We start from the raw sequence: 18,973 nt of genomic DNA, 5'->3' as shown, positions 1-18,973 counted from the left end.
ACGGGCGGGCCGGTGGCTGACGAGCCCCGCTGACGAACCTATATGGTAAAGTGGCGCACTTTTTCGAGGGGACATTCACTGTGTGGGAATTGGTCAAATCCGGCGGCTGGATGATGTTGCCGATCATCTTGAGCTCCATCGCCGCACTCGGCATCGTCGCCGAACGCCTGTGGACCCTGCGTGCCAGCCGCATCACGCCCGAGCATTTGCTGGGGCAGGTGTGGGGCTGGATCAAAAACAAGCAACTGGATAAAGACAAACTCAAGGAATTGCGCGCCAATTCTCCTTTGGGTGAAATCCTGGCTGCCGGCCTCGCCAACTCCAAACATGGTCGCGAGATCATGAAAGAGTGCATTGAGGAAGCCGCCGCCCGGGTCATCCATGAGATGGAGCGCTATATCAATGCGCTGGGCACCATCGCGGCCATGGCGCCATTGCTGGGCCTGCTGGGTACGGTGTTGGGCATGATTGATATTTTCAGCTCATTCATGGGCTCAGGCATGACCACTAATGCCGCGGTATTGGCAGGCGGTATCTCCAAGGCCCTGATTACCACGGCTGCGGGCCTGATGGTCGGTATTCCCTCGGTGTTTTTCCACCGTTTTCTGCAACGCCGCATCGATGAACTCGTGGTAGGCATGGAGCAGGAAGCCATCAAACTGGTGGAAGTGGTGCAGGGCGATCGTGATGTCGATTTCGTCGAGGGCCGGGTGTGAAATTTCGCCGCAAGCAACGGGAAAACGTTGATATCAACCTCGCGTCGCTGATTGACGTGGTGTTCATCCTGCTGCTGTTCTTCGTCGTCACCACCACGTTCACCCGGCAAACCCAGCTGCGTGTCGACTTGCCGGAAGCGGTGAGCGGCTCGCCGGCCGAGGACCAGGACGCCAAGCAACTGGATATTGCCATCAGCGCCGACGGGGTGTTTTCGGTGAATAACCAATTGCTTGAGAAAAATGACCTCACCAGCCTGATGGACGCCTTGCAGAAAGAATCCGGCGGCGATACCAACATGCCACTTTCGATCAGTGCAGACGGCAAAACCCAGCATCAAGCCGTGATCACCGCGATGGATGCCGCCGGCAAGCTCGGCTTCACCCATCTGCGCATGACCACCGTAGAGGCGGCGGCCCAACCCTGATGGCCATGTCCGATCGTTTGCTCAAGGCCTGGTACGAAGGCCACCCGGCACTCACGGTGCTGCGGCCGCTGGAGTCTTTGTATCGGCGTGTGGTGCAGCGCAAACGTGCGCGTTTTCTCGCGGGCGAGGGCGCGATCTACCAATCGCCGGTACCGGTGGTGGTGGTCGGTAATATCACTGTGGGCGGAACGGGCAAAACGCCGCTGATTCTGTGGCTTATCGATCACTGCCGGCGCAGTGGTTTGCGGGTAGGGGTGGTCAGTCGCGGTTACGGTGCCAAACCGCCGCAGTTGCCGTGGCGGGTCGAGGCCAGCCACAGCCCTGAAGTGGCCGGTGACGAGCCGTTGCTGATCGTGCAGCGCAGCGGCGTCCCGCTGATGATTGACCCAGACCGCAGTCGCGCGGTGAAAGCGCTGCTGGCCAGCGAGCCGCTTGACCTGATTCTTTCCGACGACGGCCTGCAGCATTACCGCCTGGCCCGTGACCTTGAACTGGTGTTGATCGATGCCGCCCGTGGCCTCGGCAACCGCCGTTGCTTGCCGGCCGGACCTTTGCGCGAGCCGGTCGAGCGTCTGCAGAGCGTCGATGCGCTGCTCTATAACGGTGCCGCGTCCGATCGCGAGGATGGCTTCGCCTTCCGTCTCCAACCCACGGCGCTGATCAATTTGAAAACCGGTGAGCGCCAGCCCGCCGATTATTTTCCGGTGGGCCAGCAGGTCCATGCGGTCGCGGGTATTGGCAACCCGCAGCGTTTCTTCACTACCCTTGAAACGCTACACTGGCGGCCGATACCGCATGCGTTTGCCGACCACGCGCCCTACAGCGCCGATGTCTTGAATTTTACGCCGGCATTGCCGCTGGTCATGACCGAAAAGGACGCGGTGAAGTGCCGCGCCTTTGCCCGTCCCGACTGGTGGTACCTTGCAGTGGATGCGCTGCCGTCACCGGCGTTTGTCGCCTGGTTCGACACGCAACTGATGCGCTTGCTGCCCGCCCGACTCTTGCCTTAAATCGCTTTTACCCAGGAAACGCTCATGGACACCAAACTGCTCGACATCCTCGCTTGCCCGATCTGCAAAGGCCCGCTCAAGCTCAGCGCCGACAAAACCGAGCTGATCAGCAAAGGCGCCGGCCTGGCGTACCCGATCCGTGATGGCATCCCGGTGATGCTGGAGAGCGAAGCCCGTACCTTGACCACCGATGAGCGTCTGGATAAATGACCACCGCCTTTACCGTTGTCATTCCTTCGCGCTATGCATCGACCCGCTTGCCGGGTAAGCCGCTGCAATTGATCGGCAACAAGCCGATGATCCAGCTGGTGTGGGAGCAGGCCTGCAAAAGCAGCGCCGAACGGGTCGTGGTGGCCACCGATGACCCACGCATCATCGAGGCCTGCAAAGGTTTTGGCGCCGAAGCGGTGTTGACCCGCGAAGACCACAATTCCGGCACCGACCGCCTGGCCGAAGTCGCCACGCAGCTGGGTTTGGCGGCGGATGCAATTGTGGTCAACGTGCAGGGCGACGAGCCATTGATCCCGCCGAGCGTGATCGATCAGGTCGCCGCCAACCTGGCTGCCCATGGCGAAGCGCGCATGGCGACCCTGGCCGAGCCTATCGAAGACATCGACACGCTGTTCAACCCGAACGTGGTCAAGGTGGTCAGCGACATCAATGGGCTGGCGCTGACATTCAGCCGCTCGACCCTGCCTTGGGCGCGCGACGCGTTTGCCAGGAGTCGCGACGTCTTGCCGGAGGGCGTGCCGTACCGCCGCCACATCGGTATCTATGCCTATCGCGCCGGCTTCCTGCATGACTTTGTCAGCTGGGGCCCGTGCTGGTTGGAAAACACCGAGTCTCTGGAGCAACTGCGTGCCTTGTGGCACGGCGTGCGTATCCATGTGGGCGACGCGCTGGAAGCACCGCCGGCCGGCGTCGATACCCACGAAGACCTTGAGCGCGTCCGTCGCCTGCTGGGGGCCTGATGGAGGTTCTGTTTGTCTGCCTGGGCAACATCTGCCGTTCGCCGACCGCCGAGGGCGTATTGCGCCATAAACTGCGCGAAGCGGGCTTGGCAGGCCAGGTCGAAGTGGCGTCTGCGGGCACCGGTGATTGGCATGTCGGCAACCCGCCGGACCAGCGTAGCCAGCGTGCGGCGTTGGTGCGCGGGTATGATCTGTCGGCTCAGCGTGCCCAACAGGTCTCGCGTGCCGACTTTGCACGTTATGACCTGATCCTGGCTATGGACCACAGCAACCTGCGCAACCTCAAGGCGCTGCACCCCGGGCAGGGTAAAGCGGAGCTGGACTTGTTCCTGCGCCGTTTTGAGTCTGAAGTAGACGAGGTGCCAGACCCTTACTACGAAGGTGAACAAGGCTTTGAACGGGTTCTTGACCTGATCGAGCGCGCCTGTGATTTATTGGTAATCGAATTGAAGGGGCGGTTATGACCTTGCAGGTGCTTGCGCAGGTATCGCTCAAGCCATTCAACAGCTTTGGCATCGACGTACGCGCCCAATTGTTTGCCGAGGCCCGTAGTGACGCCGATGTCCGTGAAGCCCTGGCTTACGCGGCTGCGCACGCAGTGCCGCTGCTGGTGATCGGTGGCGGCAGCAACTTATTGCTGACCCAGGACATTCAAGCATTGGTGTTGCGCATGGCGACCCAAGGCATTCGCGTGTTGCAGGATGATGGGCAGCAGGTGGTGGTCGAAGCCGAGGCGGGCGAAGCGTGGCACCCGTTTGTACTGTGGACCCTGGAGCACGGTTTCTGTGGTCTGGAAAATCTCAGCCTGATCCCCGGCACCGTCGGGGCTGCGCCGATGCAGAACATTGGTGCCTATGGTGTAGAGATCAAGGATGTGTTTGCCGGGCTGACCGCTCTGGACCGCCAAACGGGCGAGCTGCGCGATTTCAGCCTGCAAGAGTGCAACTTCGCTTACCGCGACAGCCTGTTCAAACACCAAACCGGGCGCTGGTTGATTCTGCGCGTGCGTTTTGCCTTGAGTCGCACCAGTCACCTGAAGCTCGGCTACGGCCCGGTGCAGCAGCGCCTGGCCGGGCAGGGGATCACCGAGGCGACGCCCAGCGACGTCAGCCGCGCAATTTGCAGCATCCGCCGGGAAAAACTGCCGGACCCGGCCGAGCTGGGTAATGCCGGGAGCTTTTTCAAGAACCCGCTGGTGTCCCAAGCGCTGGCCGCAGAGCTACAGGCGCTGTACCCGGACCTGGTGGCTTACCCGCAGACTGACGGGCAGATGAAACTCGCGGCCGGCTGGCTGATCGATAAGGCCGGCTGGAAGGGCTTTCGTGATGGCGATGCGGGCGTACATAAGATGCAGGCACTGGTGCTGGTCAACTATGGTGGGGCGACAGGGCACGATATTGCCGACCTGGCGCTGCGTATCCAGCAGGACATTGCTGAACGCTTCAAGGTTGAGCTGGAAATGGAACCTAATCGGTACTGAACCGTTAGAAACAAAAATGCCCCGCATCTTTCGATGTGAGGCATTTTTTATGGCGCTAGCAATCAGTCATCACGGCCCACGATGCCGAAGATCTGCAACAGGCTGATGAACAGGTTGTAGATCGATACATACAGGCTGATGGTCGCCATGATGTAGTTGCGCTCACCGCCGTGGATGATGGCGCTGGTCTGGAACAGGATGCATACAGAGGAGAAAAGCACAAACCCTGCGCTGATCGCCAACTGCAGGCCGCTGATCTGGAAGAACATGCCTGCGACCACTGCTGCCAGCAACACGAAGAAGCCAGCGGTGATGAAACCGCCCAGGAAGCTCATGTCCTTGCGGCTGATCAGCACGTAGGCCGACAGCCCACCAAAGACCAGGGCCGTCATGGCAAACGCCGAGCTGACTACTTCCGCGCCGCCGGCCATGCCGAGGTAACGGTTAAGGATCGGGCCGAGGATAAAGCCCATGAAACCCGTCAAGGCAAACGCCGACACCAGACCCCAGGCCGAATCACGCAGCTTGTTGGTCAGGAAAAACAGACCGTAGAAGCCGATCAACACGACAAAGATGTTCGGGTAGCCAACGCGCATTTGCTGCGCTACATACGCCATTACGCCGCTGAATGCGAGGGTAAGGGCGAGCAAGCCGTACGTATTGCGCAACACGCGGCTGACTTCAAGCTGCTCAGCCTGCGCGTTACCATTCACTGCGTAATTCTGTTCGCGCATGGCGACACTCCTTCAGTTTTGAAACGTTCAGTCGCAAAGATCATAACAGACGCTCTGTAACAAGCGATGCCGAGAGTTTGACAGTGTGTTTCATTCGGGTATTATGGCGCCCGCTGACACGGGATGGGCTACTATAATCCTGTGATGCAAAAGGGAAATTGGCAGAGTGGTTGAATGCACCGGTCTTGAAAACCGGCGAACGTTAATAGCGTTCCCAGGGTTCGAATCCCTGGTTTCCCGCCAAGATTTACACAAAAGCCTCGCGAAAGCGGGGCTTTTGCGTTTCCGGGGTTTGAGAAATCAAGCAGCCTAGCTACTGATCGTTTTCGCATCATTTCAGGCGGTTTCCGCAACTCATTGCAAATTGCGGTCAGCGTGTTGGCTTAACGATCTGCCCGACGCGCTGATAAACCATCTCTGTTATTCGCTTGTCCGTGTGCCCGAGCAGGTGGCTGGCGTCGCACTGCTTTAATTTACCTTTCAGGCCCGGCAGTCAAATGCTGGGCTCATTCGCCGCATCGGCATCAGCGCACTCATTCGGCTGTTCGACGCGCGGCGATCACGACGTAGCGGGCTGTCACTGATCTTCGAATGCATGGCGATTCTAGGCAGGAACTAAAGCCCTCGCTTACCATTCGTGGCTTACCGCCAACATTTGGGGGGAGAGTGGGGGACGTGCAAGATCAGCACAAAAAGTTTGATTGGTAGTCTTGCAGTGTTGATCATCAAGCGCTGGATCAGAATGGAGCGGTTATGAATCGAGTATGGAAGATCTCAGCACTTGTCTGGTTGGGGCTCTTAAGCGCCTGCACGATCACAGGGCCAACATTTACACCTCTTGAAAACGTGGATTCACAACAGGGTGTCATCTATGTCTACAGGCCCAGTAACTACGACATGGGCTTAATGTCTGCCTTGATTTCTTTGGATGGCAAGCAAGTAGCGTCTCTGGAGAACGGTGGTTACATAGCCGTACCTGTTACACCAGGTGAGCACAGGGTCACTCAGAAATGGAAAGCTGGAATCCTGGGGAATTCTGATCTTGAGGGCGGCACCACCGCCGTTGTCATCGACGTTAAAAGCTCAGATGCCTCGTACATCAGCCTCACGTCCAGCAGCGCCAGAGTGCGTGTAAACCAATCAAACGCTGTCAAGCTGCATTGGCAGCTTAATAAAATCTCTGCCGACCAGGCATTGCCCGAGATTTCTCAATGTAGAAAGGTTGAGGCGATCTAGTTCCAATCGGGTCGCAATATCAACAGCCAAATTGCGCGCAAAGAAAAGCCCGCGATGGGGATCAGCGGGCTTAAAGGGATGTTCACCAGGAGCTTGGGTTAACCATAGGCGCTCAACTGTGAAAAGTTTGTGAGTGTCTGGCGAAGTCACTGCCTGGATTGCGATATAACGGCAATGGCGTCCACCTAAAGTCCGTGGGCAGCCATGCCAAGGGCTTCAGGCGGCCTCCAGTGCAACACCGCGCCGTGATGACATAAAGGCGTTATTCTGGGTACAGGCGACGCAGCATGGCGCCGCCGCTTCGCTTGTATCCGCCGGTTAGCATCAGGAGATCCTGTGTCCACTTCCAAGCTGACTTCGCACATCTTCAGCACGCCCCGTCATACGACGCACTATGTGGCGTCGGGACCTGCCGAGGGACCATTGATGATGTTCCTGCACGGCTGGCCGGAGCTCGGTCTGATCTGGCGCGCGCAGATGCAAGCGTTCGCTGCCCAGGGCTGGCACTGCGTTGCACCCGACATGCGCGGCTATGGCGGCTCTTCTGTGCCGGCGGACACCCGCGCGTACTCCATTGAAAACATCGTGGCAGATATGGCAGAGCTTCATGACCATCTCGGTGGAATGCCCGCCATTTGGGTGGGCCACGATTGGGGCAGCGTTGTGGCGGGTGAATTGGTTGCTCATGAGCCCCAGCGCAGCCGCGGCGTTGTGCTGATTTCGGTCCCGTACTTCCCCACCACCAACGCGCTGCCGACGCTCGTCCCGCTGGTTGACCGAACAATCTATCCGGCAGACGAGTATCCAGACGGTCAATGGGACTATTACCGCTATTACAACACGCACTTCGCGTCCGCCGTCGCAGACCTTGATGCAGATAAAGCCGCATCACTGGCTTCGATTTATCGACGAGGCGACCCTGCGAGCATCACTAAAGTCGCATCAAACGCCCAAGTCACCAGCAAAGGAGGGCGGTTTGGCGCAGCGCACCGAGCCCCGCCCACCCAGCCCGACCCCGCGCTCTGGCCGCAGGCGGACTTCGCGGCACTGGTGCGCAGTTTTGAGGAGCATGGTTTCCGCGCGCCCTGCGCGTGGTATTTGAACGACGATGCCAACATCGCTTATGCCCATCGAGCGCCCAATGGCGGCCGCCTGTCCCTGCCCGTACTGTTTGTGAACGGCGACTACGACCCGATGAATACCATCAAGGGTAATCAGTTGGGCGAGCCAATGCGTGCGGCCTGCGCAGACCTCACTGTGACGAGCTTATCTGGCGGCCATTGGTTGCCGGTGGAGTGCAAGAACGAACTTGTTGAGGCAATCAGTACCTGGCTTCAACGCAGAAACTTACGATGAATATCGAGACATTGACGTTGCGGTGCGCCGGCTAAGGTTTGTGAACGTTTCGGCATGGCTCGTGAACACGGCCATGATCACCAGCCGGTTATTGACAGGCCTCACTACCCGGCAAACTGCGCGTCTGTCGGGCTTGAAGAGCGTTTAAGGCATCAAGACCGAGTCGACAACGTGGATCACGCCGTTGGACTGCATCACGTCTGCGATGCTGATACTTGCCTTACCGCCTTTGGCATCTATCACCCAAAGCTTGCCGTCGTGCAGCTTGATATTCAGCGACTCACCTTGAACTGTTTTCAGCATAACGGTGCCGCCGTTCTTTTTGGCGTCGGCCTTAAGTTGTGCCGATGTATGAGTGCCGGGTACGACATGGTAGGTCAGGATTTTAGTCAGGTCGGCTTTGTGTTCAGGCTTGACCAGCGTATCTACGGTGCCTGCGGGCAGCTTGGCAAAGGCTTCGTTTGTCGGCGCGAATACGGTGAATGGGCCTTTGCTATTAAGCGTATCAACCAACCCGGCAGCCTTGACTGCTGCAACCAGCGTCGTGTGGTCCTTTGAATTGACCGCGTTTTCCACGATGGTTTTACTGGGGTACATCGCTGCGCCTCCGACCATCACAGAGTCGGCGGCGAAGCTTGCGGTTGCAGTTACGGAGAGAATAGCGAAGCAGGCTGCTGCAGCAATTTTTTTGTAAAAGGCGTGCATGGTGTATCTCCTTGGCTCGTATGCCCTGCGAGTGAGGGTATTGAATCTACGCGCCAGCGATCAAAGTGGATGCACCCGTTCATACAATAATTTTGTGAGCGTCTCGCGTGTTCGCTCAAGTTTCTTCCTGAAGTGGCAGCTAATGGCCGAAGACTTCAAGGTTTGAATGCCGAACAAATCTTTTCCGCTGTAGTACGACCCTCGCCAGGAGCGTGTGTTTTGAGATTACAAAACCGACTTTTCTGAGCGGAACAAGGTTTCTATAAGGACCTTGGCTGGGCGTAAAACACACTCAGTAGTTGGCTTTTCTGTAGCGCTGCTCGCCGATAGGGTTTGGCGCGCTCATCCGGTCGAATCCGACGGGGGGGCAGGGGCGCCTGCAGCGTGTCGACCCGTTGCGCACCCTACGCAGGTGGTGCCCGACAGATGCGTTTTTACCCAGTACCTGCCCATCCAACTGCGCCATGAAAAGGCATGAGAACTGCTGTCAGGCCGTTCCCGCACTCTTGTACTGCGCTGCCAACCGCTACATAATCCCACCGCTGAGGTTGATGTCTTTAGCAGCAAGGACGAAGACTGTGCCGCTTATGAGTCGTGCATTTTTCGAGCTGCGCCGATTGCACTGCCAAGCATTTATATATTGAAGAAATCAACGCTACACACATTGACGCCCCTCAGGAAAAAACATGTACAAGATGATTGCGGCACTGAGCTTTCTCGCTATAACTTCAGCGACAATGACTGGATGCAATGAAAAGGAAGGAAGCAAGGAAAACGCGGCAGCTACCAAAACCACTTATAACCCATCTGATAAATGCGCCATTGACACCATCGCCGGAAAGACCGGTGCAAGTATTTACGTTCCGCGCAGCGTTGTTCAATTCAACGGCTGGGCTTTCGATAGCGTTAACCAAAGTGCTTCGAAGGAAATCAAACTTCGCCTGAACGGTTATAAGGGCGATCCTGTCGCATTCAAGGATCATACTGTTATTGATCGCCCGGACGTGGCAAAGGCATTCAACAATCAGAAGCTCTTGAAGTCAGGTTTCTCCTTCAATGCTGATTTGTCTTCGTTGGAACCAGGTGGCTACAGCATCTCCATTGAGATCCCTGGAGAGAACTCCTCTCTGCTATGCCAATCCAAGGTCTTGCTTGTAATCGAATAACCCCAACATTCGCTGCCAGCCTCGAAGCCACTTCAAATGAAGTCGCGAGCATGAGCGTTGAGGCTCGCAGCGCTTGATCTAAAAGTCTTCAGCCGATTGAAAAGCTGAATTCAGCACGACAAAAATGCCCTACTGGTACGCGTAATATTGCTCACTTAAGCGCAGCAATCCTACGATCCCGCCTCGGACGGTCCTTCAGAAGCGTCCCGCTTACACCGACCCACAGCCTTCACCATTTGCAAAAATAGTATTGCTGCGGTTTCAAGGTGCATGAGAAAGGCTCTTGCTTGACTCACACAAAAGCCCCGTTCAAGCGGGGCTTCTGCATTTCTGGGATGAAAGACGCTCGACGCAGGAGCCTCCGATTATTTCTTCTTACTTGAACAAACCACCGATGGCATTGATCGCATCCGCGGCCTTGTTCATGTTTTGTTGGCGTTGAGGGTGGGTGTCCACCTGCGCCTGAGCGTTGTAGTTGGAATTACTGCAGCTTTTGTTGGTTTGCGTCAACGCTGCCTGGAAGGCCGTCGCGCGCAAGGTGTCACCCTTGGCATTGGCCGCGTTTATGTTTGCCTGCAGGTCGCGGATCTGTTGCTGGCAGGAGGCGTTATTGGTGTTGAGGGTGTTGCTGTTGCTGGCGCCGCCCAGGGCAGACGACAGGGCGCCTGTCAGGGCGGTCAGGTCGGCAGCGTGGGTGGGCAGAGTAAACAGGCTGAGCAGGGTGGCGGCTGGCGCGAGTTTGGAAAGACGCATGGCAAACCTCAATGTTTGATTGCCTGCGCTCAAGTGGGGACCCGAGCTGGCGCAGAACAATATCCGTATAGAGGTGAGCGCTCGGGTGGAACGAAATATAGGTTGGTCAATTATTGACCTTCAATATCGGCGTTGCATAAATGTGAGTTGTTTCACGTTGTGCGTCGGCCATCGCTGGCGGCCCATCAGGTTTACAGCGGCTCTACCTGCGCGCGGTAGTAAACATCCGAAGCTGAAAGCGTTAAGACCGAGCGTTGATCGGCACCATTCGTCTAATGCTTTGCACTCTGAATGCTGCGCCGTCTCTCAAGCTTAAGTGCGCATTTCCCGTGCGCCAAAGCGGAGAGTCAACATGGAAATCAACGAGAAGGCGCCAGGAAACCTTTCCCAACAAGCCGTGACGCGCGGCACAGACAACGAAACGGGCCACGATCCGCGCCAAGATGAGGGCGCGCTCCCATTGCCGCCTGACGACGACGCGCCGCTGGAAGAGGATATGTCGGATGTGGACGCGGCTGATTCAGTCGCGAGTGAACATCCCGATAATTGATCATTTCACTTCAGCGAACCCGGCCACTGCGCCGGGTTTTTATTGCCTGCAGAACGTGATCACCCATGCAACCCGTCTAGATCAATGGTTTTAAGGCGACTCGGGGTTGCCAGGCGTGGTTTTGGCGATTAACCTGAAAATGTTTGAATTGTTACGAATAATTTCGGGTGCGACCGATTTCGGTTTTGCACGACTTCAGGATGAGGAACGAAAAATGTTTTCACACGAAGGTCCCGCACTAGAGCTGTTACTGTTCGTTTTTGGCTTGGCAGGCCTGCTTCTGGTCGTCTGGCTCTGTCATCACCAATACGAGCGAAAAACCGGGAAGGGCGTTAAAAAACAACAAAATCGTAACGAAAGCCGCTCGAACTAGGGTGATCAACGCGGTGCCAGCGGTCGGCCATTAAGCCTGACCGCCGGCAAAAGGCAGCGTTACGCGACGGTGCAAATCCAGCGGTGATTTTGCCGATACGGCGCGCGGGTGAAGTGCACATCTGAAACCAGATTCAGGCCGCGCTCCTGAAGCGCTTCGGTCAATGCTACGAGTGTCTCTGCTTGGATAGTCATTGCTGTTACCTCGTCAGATTTACTGCGTTCATAGTTCTTGACCGGGCGGGCAACTGACTAATTCAAATTATCTATGCGCGTGCTTAACCTCTTGCGCTGGGTGGCGATTGGTTCAGCGTCATCGCTCATTCATCCAGTTCAATAAACAGGTGAAATGGAGCAAAAAAACCGCGCAGCCAGTGCTGTGGTACCACGATAAGGCGAGTAACCAATGAGAATCGCAGACAAAGAAAAGCCCACGATGGGGGCGCGGGCTTAAAGGTGTTCACTTAGGAGCTGAGTTGAGCCTATGCGCCCGACTGTGAAAACCGTGTGAAATGCACCCCTCTATTAGGCTTTTTTGCACCTTGGCGGCGTGCTCACGTACTGTGCGGCTTCCTTAACCAAACTTTGCGGTGGTGTTTGCATGTCAGATGAAGTGCGGCTTGTCGTCATTATCAATACGCAGCCCGGCAAGGGCGCCGAGCAACGTGCAGCGTTCGCCAAACTGGCCCCATTGGTCAGGGCTGAGCAGGGCTGTCTGCAGTACGATTTGCACCCCGTGGTCGGCAACCCCGACAGTTTTGTCTTGATCGAAAAGTGGGCTTCGAAGGACGCCCTGGCCGCCCACCATGAGGCCGCTCATATGGTCGAAGCGGCCAGGCACAATCCGTCTTTTCGCGCCGGCCCCGCGACCGTTCTGCTGTTAGAGGATGCGCTCTAGGCTCATAGCTGCACCCGCCGCAGCCTGCCACTGAGCGGCGCCACAGTGCCGTCGGGTGTCGGCAGCGGTCGGCCCGTCAAGCCCATGCCTTCGCTCACCACTACCGCGTCCTGCACCACACACAGGTTGGACGGCGTATCCAGCCCGCGCGCGAGCACTTCCACTGTTGCGTTGCGCAGGTCACAGCGCAACAGTCGCCCGGTAAAGCGGGTAAAGCCTCCGTGCAGCGGCTCGCCGTTCCAGTCCGGCAGCAAGGGCTGTTGCAGATGGCTGCACAGCTCCAGCACCAGCAGATTGCCTTGCGGGCACAGCGCCAGCCCGGTGGGCAGTTGCAGGCCGCGAATCACCACTTCGATTTGCCCACTGGCCGGGTGCACTCGAATCACTTGCCCGGCGTAGTCGGCAAAGTCGATGCCTTTGCGCGCGGGGTCGCCGTGCAATTCCCCGGAGAACAGGCTGATCAAGACGGCGTCTGTGTGCGGCTCGTACACCAGGGTGACAGGAACAGCCTCCTGGTCCTCATCCAGAACGGGCAATTGCGCGAGCACACGTTCTTGCTCGCCGTGGCTGAACTCCACCAGTTGATTGGTATCCGGTTTCACCGCCAGCCAACTGCGTCGCGTCGGGTGGTAGCACAGCGCGTTCAGGTTGCCACGGCTGTGGAATACCGGCTCGGGCGGGCTGTATTGCAGGTCGAGCAGTCTGGAACCGCCGACGTAATCGGTTTGGCTGGCCAGGCAACGTCCGTCACCACAGGCGATGTCGGACAGGCCCATGATTTCATCGCGCAGCATGCGCGCCTGCAGGTTCATGCTGCGAAAACCCTGGGCGAGCACTTCGCCGGGCAGATAGGCCCCAGGCCTCAGCGGGTCGGGCTGCAGCCGACTGATGCGACTGCTGAACGGCTGGTCTGCCACGCCTGAGCCGGCTTCGGCCAGCCACAGGCTGCCATCGGCTTGCAGGCACACGCCACGCGGGTTGAGCAGGCCTTCGGCGATAACGCTGCTCGGGCGCAGGGCTTCGATGGGCTGTGCGGGAATATGAAGTGTCATAGCGTTCGCTTCCTATTGCGGTGGCTGCCACGGGCTGCCGGTGAGATAGGCCCGCAGCAGTGCGCGCTGAGCGGGGGACATCGAGCGCACCACCGGCATGAACAGCGTGGTGCCTTTGTAGGCGTCCGAGGTGCGCGCAAGGATCGCGTTCTTCGCGCCCATGATCGCGTCAGGCTGGTTCAACGGCACGTAGCGCGACATGGCGGGGAAGGCCAGGTAGTGAAAGCGCAGCACATTCGGGTACACCTGTTGCCAGGTAATGACGCTGCCCTTGGCGATGCCAAAGTCGGTCTGAGCGTATTTTCGGAAGTTGGTGAAAAAGGCGCCGTTGTCCACGCCATTGGCCGTGTAGGTCAGGGCCACGAAGCCCGCCTGGGCGGCGCTGCCGGATTTGAGCGTAACGGGAAAACTCACCGCCTGTTGACCAGCATTCACCGTCAGCGAGGTCGGAAAGTTGAGAAAGTTCGTGTATTGCTTCTGCTCGTAGACGCCCGGGGCACTCGCTGCCAGGCTGACTTTGGTGGCGCCGGGCACCGGCCCGCCCAAGTAGCGAACCTGCAAGGTGATCGTCAGGCCGTTGGGGTAATCCTCCAGGTACACGTTGCGCTGATCCGCATACACCCGATAGGTCGACTCGGTCGCCTGCAACTGAGTCCCGGCCACCTGGCCAGGGGCGTTGATCGCCAACGGCGTGGTCCTGACGGCCTGCTGCTGGCTGGTGGTCAGCGCCACATCGACGATGCCGCCATACACGTAGTAATTGACCAGCGGGCTGGCAGCCGGGTTAAGGGTGATCAGCGGCGCGGCACCGGCTGAAATGGTCACCGGCCCATAATTCGCGTTCGGCCCGATCGGGCTGGTGATGTCGTCCCGTACCGCGCGGAAGGTTTGCTTGGGAATCACATTGACCATGTCCAGGCTCAACAGCCCGTTATTGCCCAGCGCCGCATAGGCGGCGTTGTTCGTGGCCGCATTGACCAATTGCCGCCCCGGCTGACAGCTCAGCGGCTCGCCGGCAAACGCCGGGGCCAGCGTACCGATGACGCGGCCAATGCTCGGGTTGGGCGTGTATTTACCGGCAGCATAATCGGCATCGAGCTGCGCGGTGGTCATCTGCGGGCACATCTCGAACATCACGAAACGCAGGACGATGCCCGTCGCGCCCGGCGCCTGGATGATCGCCTTGAGGCCGCTGCTGTTCGGGTTCCAGCTGACGATGCTGCTCAGCGGGAACGTCAGCTGGAACGTGCCGCTGGCATGGAACGAACCCGGAGCGTCCATCTTTGCCGGCTCGAGCACGCGCCCGGTCACGTCGAAACTGCTGCACACCGCATTGCAGCGAATCAGCAGCTGGATATTGTCGTTGCTGCCGATTTGCAGGCCGCCGACAAAAATCTGCGTGGTGGTCGAGGCGCTGGGGTCCAGATCCACCATCATCGGCCCGGACACCGGTGCCTGGCCGCTCACCGGGTCCACCGACCCGAGCAGGTACACCGGCTGACCGACCTGGTCACCCGTGGTGCTGATATTGCCGGGGCTGCCTTGGGAACTGATCAAGGCGTTCTGCATGTCCACCACGTGCTGGCCGTAGTGGTTCCAGCCGCCGGCGGTGTAGTAGTTGCCGTCGGGCGCGTTGATCATGCTGTTCAACTGGTCGTCGGTGTAAGACTGCGCGCCGGGTGCCAGGGTCGACGTGGTCAGATCGAAGAGCGGCCATTGCTTGTTGCCATTAAAAGGAATGGTCGGCGAGTTGTTCGGCAAGCTCACGTCCGTGCGGATGCCGCCCCAGAAATTCAGTCGTGGTCCGTTGAGGATGCTCATGGTCTATTCCTTGCCCGTGGCGTGTGGGGTGATGGGGCTGTTGGCAAATTTGAACAGGTAGGAGAAGTCGGACTTGAACGGGCTCTTCACCGGTGTCGCCATCGAATGGCAGTTCATGCAACTGCTGGTGGGCTGGATATAGCTTTCCATGGTCACGTTGGCCGACAGCGCCGGGGTCGGCTGGCCCAGTGGGTTGCCTGGGTTGTTCGGCATCAGCGGGCGCTGGGTGGTGATCAACTGGTAGTACTTCAACACGCTGCGTTGCAGGCCCGGATCATTGCGATAGTTGTTGTTCACCCAACTCGTTACATCCGCAATGGGCGTCACGCGGTTCAGCGGGTTGGGCGTCTGGAACGTGGTGCCGGGCTTGGGCACGCAGACCAGCTGGGCGCCTTGTGTTTGCCAGTTGCAGGGTGACTGATTCAGCGCGGCGGCGGGCGCGGCCGCATTGAAGTAGGAATAGGCCGTGCCGGGCGCCGGTTGATCGACCCATTGACCGTTGACTTTGGCTTTGGGCGGCACGTTCTCGACCTGCTCGAAAGTGGACCAGATCCACTGCGGGTAACCGTTGACCTTGGTGATGATGTGCAAGCCCACCAGGCCCAGGTACGCCTCGCCGACGCCAATGCGCTGCCCCTGGCTGTTGAACCGCGCCACGCGGGCAAATTGCGTGAGGTAATGGCTGGCATTGTCACGGGCGGTGAGCACGCGCCAGCTGGATTTAACCTCGATCACGCCATTGGGGAAGTTGATGGTATTGGCCCTGGACACCACATTCGCGTTGTAGAAGTTATTGCCGACGATGTAGTTGTAGGACGCCTGGTTGGCCGAAATATCGTAGTAGGTCGGGTTGCCTGCCTGATCGATCAACCAGCCGCCCACCGCCTGGTCGATGGAGTTGACCAGTGAGCTGTTTTTCAGCGCTGCGATGTTGATGATGCCCAGGCTTCTGGCGGTCAGCGGGCTATTCCACGGCCCGGGGTTGGCGGCCCCCGGCAGGAAAATTTCGCTGACGGTCTTGTAGGTCTGCCACACGGTGTAGCCGGGGTCGCCGGGTTGTTTGCTGCAGTTGGGCGCGCCGCGCTGCCCGTCCTGTGCCGGCCAGTTCAAGGCAACAAAAAGCTGCCAGCTGTATTGATCGAACTGGTCCTGGCTGGCAGTGGCCGCGGGCGCGCTCGTGGGCGGCTGGCAATTGAGTTGCGTGGCCAATGCCGAGGGCTTGCCGCTGTCGTCCCTGGCAAAGGCGCCGGGGCTGAGCAGCATCAGCAATAGCAACAGTCGGCTCAAGAGGCTGGCGTTCATAACACACTCCTTTGAAAACCGGGTGACAGGGGCGTCACCCGGTGGTCCTGTGCGTGGCTTACGCGTAGTCGTTCATGCTCAGCGGGACGGGTGGATAGTTACGCTTCACCAACGCCTGCGCCCACAGTTCCAGCACGGCGCGACGGCTTTGCGGCATGTCCCGCGTGATGGGCATCGCCAGCGTGCTTTCCTCCTGATAGGCCTTGCTGATCAACACGATCAGTTGGTCGACGGCGCCCTCGATGCGCGTCAGGTTATTGAGCGGCATGTACTTGCTCATGATCGGGTAGAGGTAATAGAACGGCTGCAGGATGAACGGGTAGATGAAGGTCTCCCAGATCAGCTGGCCGGCATTTTCACGCTGATAAATCAGGTTCCACGTGTTGACGAAATCCTGTTGCATCTGCGGTTCCAGCGGCAGCACACGCAGCGGCGCGAGAAAATCGGTAAAGGCCTGGTTGAGCGGAAAGCTGAAAGGAATCTCCGGTTCCTGCTGGCCTTCCTGGACAAAGAAACGCAAGGTCGGAAAGCCCGGCGCCTGGGCCGTGACCGTCAGGTTGGCGATGCCATTGGCGTCGGTCTGGATCTTGGTCAAGCTAAATTGCACCGGGCTGTTCAGCGGGTCTTGCAACGTGCGTTGCAGGGTGATCGGGTTGGCGAACGTCAGCGTCGGGCTCAGGGCGACAGCGGCGGGCGTCGGCAGGAATTGCTGGTAGGTCACCGGCACGGTTTGATCGGCGGGCACCGCCAGCCGGGTTGCCATGAGCTGGCGGCCCGTGCCTTCGGTGATCTGGCCGGCCAGGGTCTTCGCACCGACGAATTGCGGCAGGCAGGGGCTGTTGTTGGCCGGGTTCTGCGGGTCGTTGTTGAACAGCGAAAAGTCCGCTGCGTTACTGAACGCCAGGTAGTAATCGGTGGTGCACAGCATGTAGGCATTACCGTATTCGGCCACCCACAACGTGGTGCCGGCCGGTGCGGGCTGGCCGTCGTATTGCACCATCACCTGCAACGTCTTGGTGTCGCCCACGTCGATAAAGCTGGCGCTCTCTACCACCTCGGCGGTCCACAGTTGCTGGATCGCGGCGATGACCGGCGTGGTGCCTTGCTGTTGCAGTTCCAGCGTGCCGGATTGCAGCTGCGCCTGGGCCTCGACGGTGAGCGGCAGGTCGAGGATGCCGGCGCGCTTGTCGAACGCCAATTGCTGGTAATCGTCATAGCCAAAGCTGGCCAATGGGCTGAATTGCGTGCCTTGGCGGATACCGATCTGGTAGTTGCCGGCCTGGTACTTGGCCGCGACCGGAATGTCGGCTTTGCTGTCGATGGGGTAGAACGGAAAGGCGTTGCCCAGGTCCAGCGACAAGGTATTGCCATGGGCCTGGGCCGAGATCACGCCCAGTTGAACCTGGCTGGTGGTGCCCGGTGAGGTTTTGTAGATCGCCACCTTGGCGGCCGGCACCAGGCGCCTGCCTGCCGGCGCGGTGGGGAATTCATTCTCAAACCACAACCCCAAGCTGCCCACGGTACGGCTATAGGCCGGGTTGAAGAAAATATCCCCGACGTTATCCAGCGCCTGTTGATACATGGCCTGTACCTTGGCCTGGGCTTCGGGCGTGGCGCTGTGGGTGTTGATGGGTGGATAGTTGTTGAAGATGCCGTTCTTGTCGTAGCAGGTCAGGTAGGTGGTAAAGCGGAACATCAGCCCCTTGGCCTGTTGTTGCGCCATCTGCGCCTGCAGGTTTTGCAGCAAGGCCGAGTTGCCGATCACCCACTCCAGGTTTTCCTTCGCAAAGCAGGTCTGCCAGGTGGTGGTCACGTACGCCAGGCCGCCGAGGTTGGCCCAGTTGAAGTTGAGGAAACGGTCCAGCATGCGGTGCTCGCGGTTGAGCGTCAGGCCGCATTGCGCATTGCCCAGCACCAGTTTGTCGAAGTACAGCGCGGTGAAAGTGTTCTGCCACGGGCTCACGTCGACAAAACGCGCCGGCGACGTCGGCGCGCCGCCAAACGGATTGCCGAGCAGCTGATAACTTTGATTGATCAGCGGGTCCTGGCTGACGTAACCACCGTCGGGCAACTCGCCGCCGGTGATCACCGACTGGGTCTGGTTGTAGCTCACGGTGCCGCAGGCGTTATCGCCGAACAGGTTCCATTCGCCGGGAATCATGGGGGATGCCAACTGCCCGGCATTGCCCGGCACCTGCATCACGTAGTCCGGTACGGCGGCTGGCGCCAGTGGCGCGATGGTCCACGGCAGCAGTTGGCTGGCGGCGTTCAGCGGCGTGATCTTGAAGGCTTCCAGGAACCGCCAGTTCATCTGCATTTTGACCGCATCGTAAAGCGGGTACATGTCGTTGTTGTTAGCGGTCGGCGGGTTCCAGAACATATGGCCGCCCAGGTAGATACGCGGGAAATTCAATACGCTCATGTGA

21 protein-coding genes, 1 tRNA gene and 1 pseudogene are annotated in these 18,973 nt (G+C 58.8%); 14 read left to right on the top strand and 9 right to left on the bottom strand.

The annotated features are described in order from the left end of the window. Positions 1 to 80 precede the first annotated feature (80 nt). The 7 genes from AB5I78_RS17120 to murB are packed head-to-tail and all read left to right on the top strand — an operon-like array spanning position 81 to position 4,602. On the top strand, positions 81 to 716 hold the full coding sequence (locus tag AB5I78_RS17120) for a MotA/TolQ/ExbB proton channel family protein (protein WP_106579832.1): 636 nt from the start codon (positions 81 to 83) through the stop codon (positions 714 to 716). Further along, positions 713 to 1,141, top strand: a complete 429-nt coding sequence (locus AB5I78_RS17115; protein ID WP_106579831.1) for a biopolymer transporter ExbD — start codon at positions 713 to 715, stop codon at positions 1,139 to 1,141. Before AB5I78_RS17120 ends, AB5I78_RS17115 begins: the two co-directional genes overlap by 4 nt. Continuing rightward, positions 1,141 to 2,151, top strand: coding sequence for a tetraacyldisaccharide 4'-kinase (gene lpxK / locus AB5I78_RS17110; protein ID WP_369303012.1), 1,011 nt, complete (start codon positions 1,141 to 1,143; stop codon positions 2,149 to 2,151). The genes AB5I78_RS17115 and lpxK overlap by 1 nt, the downstream gene beginning before the upstream one ends. A 24-nt stretch (positions 2,152 to 2,175) precedes the next feature. Beyond that, positions 2,176 to 2,361 carry a Trm112 family protein gene (locus tag AB5I78_RS17105; RefSeq protein ID WP_003174668.1) on the top strand — a complete coding sequence of 62 codons (186 nt, stop codon included), beginning with the start codon at positions 2,176 to 2,178 and terminating at the stop codon, positions 2,359 to 2,361. Beyond that, positions 2,358 to 3,122 (top strand): 3-deoxy-manno-octulosonate cytidylyltransferase, encoded by a 765-nt coding sequence (gene kdsB, locus AB5I78_RS17100; RefSeq protein WP_145164751.1) that lies wholly within the window; start codon positions 2,358 to 2,360, stop codon positions 3,120 to 3,122. The genes AB5I78_RS17105 and kdsB overlap by 4 nt, the downstream gene beginning before the upstream one ends. Then, positions 3,122 to 3,586, top strand: a complete 465-nt coding sequence (locus tag AB5I78_RS17095) for a low molecular weight protein-tyrosine-phosphatase (protein ID WP_145164753.1) — start codon at positions 3,122 to 3,124, stop codon at positions 3,584 to 3,586. The genes kdsB and AB5I78_RS17095 overlap by 1 nt, the downstream gene beginning before the upstream one ends. Next, the gene (murB, locus tag AB5I78_RS17090; RefSeq protein WP_369303011.1) at positions 3,583 to 4,602 is read left to right on the top strand and encodes a UDP-N-acetylmuramate dehydrogenase; all 1,020 of its coding nucleotides are present in this window, start codon (positions 3,583 to 3,585) and stop codon (positions 4,600 to 4,602) included. The genes AB5I78_RS17095 and murB overlap by 4 nt, the downstream gene beginning before the upstream one ends. Positions 4,603 to 4,664: 62 nt before the next feature. On the opposite strand, the gene AB5I78_RS17085 is transcribed toward murB, so the two are convergent. Further along, positions 4,665 to 5,336, bottom strand: coding sequence for a Bax inhibitor-1/YccA family protein (locus AB5I78_RS17085; RefSeq protein WP_369303010.1), 672 nt, complete (start codon positions 5,334 to 5,336; stop codon positions 4,665 to 4,667). A 152-nt stretch (positions 5,337 to 5,488) separates the two neighbouring features. Here AB5I78_RS17085 and AB5I78_RS17080 point away from each other — a divergent pair. Then, positions 5,489 to 5,579, top strand: a tRNA-Ser gene (locus AB5I78_RS17080). A 127-nt stretch (positions 5,580 to 5,706) separates the two neighbouring features. On the opposite strand, the pseudogene AB5I78_RS17075 reads toward AB5I78_RS17080, so the two are convergent. Next, positions 5,707 to 5,793 (bottom strand): annotated as a pseudogene (locus tag AB5I78_RS17075) (integrase); the annotation flags it as partial. Between the two features lie 296 nt (positions 5,794 to 6,089). On the opposite strand from AB5I78_RS17075, the gene AB5I78_RS17070 reads away from it, so the two are divergent. After that, positions 6,090 to 6,572 carry a DUF2846 domain-containing protein gene (locus AB5I78_RS17070; RefSeq protein WP_369303009.1) on the top strand — a complete coding sequence of 161 codons (483 nt, stop codon included), beginning with the start codon at positions 6,090 to 6,092 and terminating at the stop codon, positions 6,570 to 6,572. A 336-nt stretch (positions 6,573 to 6,908) separates the two neighbouring features. Beyond that, on the top strand, positions 6,909 to 7,928 hold the full coding sequence (locus tag AB5I78_RS17065) for an alpha/beta hydrolase (RefSeq protein ID WP_369303008.1): 1,020 nt from the start codon (positions 6,909 to 6,911) through the stop codon (positions 7,926 to 7,928). A gap of 144 nt (positions 7,929 to 8,072) precedes the next feature. Here AB5I78_RS17065 and AB5I78_RS17060 read toward each other — a convergent pair whose 3' ends face one another. Then, positions 8,073 to 8,633, bottom strand: coding sequence for a fasciclin domain-containing protein (locus tag AB5I78_RS17060; protein WP_369303007.1), 561 nt, complete (start codon positions 8,631 to 8,633; stop codon positions 8,073 to 8,075). Between the two features lie 686 nt (positions 8,634 to 9,319). Here AB5I78_RS17060 and AB5I78_RS17055 point away from each other — a divergent pair. Further along, positions 9,320 to 9,799, top strand: coding sequence for a hypothetical protein (locus AB5I78_RS17055; protein ID WP_242198585.1), 480 nt, complete (start codon positions 9,320 to 9,322; stop codon positions 9,797 to 9,799). 375 nt (positions 9,800 to 10,174) lie between these two features. Here AB5I78_RS17055 and AB5I78_RS17050 read toward each other — a convergent pair whose 3' ends face one another. Then, complete coding sequence (locus tag AB5I78_RS17050; protein ID WP_145164774.1) at positions 10,175 to 10,552, bottom strand: DUF1090 family protein; 378 nt, start codon at positions 10,550 to 10,552, stop codon at positions 10,175 to 10,177. Positions 10,553 to 10,904: 352 nt separating this feature from the next. On the opposite strand from AB5I78_RS17050, the gene AB5I78_RS17045 reads away from it, so the two are divergent. Further along, a complete protein-coding gene (locus AB5I78_RS17045) occupies positions 10,905 to 11,102 on the top strand; it encodes a hypothetical protein (protein ID WP_145164776.1) in 198 nt (65 codons plus the stop codon). A 121-nt stretch (positions 11,103 to 11,223) separates the two neighbouring features. Continuing rightward, positions 11,224 to 11,475, top strand: coding sequence for a hypothetical protein (locus AB5I78_RS17040; protein WP_369303006.1), 252 nt, complete (start codon positions 11,224 to 11,226; stop codon positions 11,473 to 11,475). Between the two features lie 59 nt (positions 11,476 to 11,534). On the opposite strand, the gene AB5I78_RS17035 is transcribed toward AB5I78_RS17040, so the two are convergent. Further along, positions 11,535 to 11,669 carry a hypothetical protein gene (locus AB5I78_RS17035; RefSeq protein ID WP_369303005.1) on the bottom strand — a complete coding sequence of 45 codons (135 nt, stop codon included), beginning with the start codon at positions 11,667 to 11,669 and terminating at the stop codon, positions 11,535 to 11,537. Positions 11,670 to 12,075: 406 nt separating this feature from the next. Between AB5I78_RS17035 and AB5I78_RS17030 the strand changes: the two genes are divergently transcribed. Continuing rightward, on the top strand, positions 12,076 to 12,372 hold the full coding sequence (locus AB5I78_RS17030) for a putative quinol monooxygenase (RefSeq protein WP_369303004.1): 297 nt from the start codon (positions 12,076 to 12,078) through the stop codon (positions 12,370 to 12,372). A gap of 2 nt (positions 12,373 to 12,374) precedes the next feature. Here the strand turns inward: AB5I78_RS17030 and AB5I78_RS17025 are convergent, their stop codons facing one another. Genes AB5I78_RS17025 through AB5I78_RS17010 form a run of 4 tightly spaced genes read right to left on the bottom strand, consistent with a single transcriptional unit; the run spans position 12,375 to position 18,969 of the window. Continuing rightward, positions 12,375 to 13,424, bottom strand: a complete 1,050-nt coding sequence (locus AB5I78_RS17025; RefSeq protein WP_369303003.1) for a hypothetical protein — start codon at positions 13,422 to 13,424, stop codon at positions 12,375 to 12,377. 12 nt (positions 13,425 to 13,436) lie between these two features. Then, complete coding sequence (locus tag AB5I78_RS17020; RefSeq protein WP_369303002.1) at positions 13,437 to 15,245, bottom strand: hypothetical protein; 1,809 nt, start codon at positions 15,243 to 15,245, stop codon at positions 13,437 to 13,439. A 3-nt stretch (positions 15,246 to 15,248) separates the two neighbouring features. Further along, positions 15,249 to 16,547, bottom strand: a complete 1,299-nt coding sequence (locus tag AB5I78_RS17015; RefSeq protein ID WP_369303001.1) for a hypothetical protein — start codon at positions 16,545 to 16,547, stop codon at positions 15,249 to 15,251. A gap of 58 nt (positions 16,548 to 16,605) precedes the next feature. After that, positions 16,606 to 18,969: a hypothetical protein gene (locus AB5I78_RS17010; protein WP_369303000.1), complete on the bottom strand. Its 2,364-nt coding sequence runs from the start codon at positions 18,967 to 18,969 to the stop codon at positions 16,606 to 16,608. Positions 18,970 to 18,973: the final 4 nt, after the last annotated feature.

Origin of the sequence: Pseudomonas sp. N2-3-1-14, from assembly GCF_041228395.1 — a bacterium.
Taxonomy (GTDB): Bacteria; Pseudomonadota; Gammaproteobacteria; order Pseudomonadales; family Pseudomonadaceae; genus Aquipseudomonas.
The sequence above is the reverse complement of the archived record's forward strand: the minus strand, read 5'-3'. Positions and strand labels throughout refer to the sequence as shown.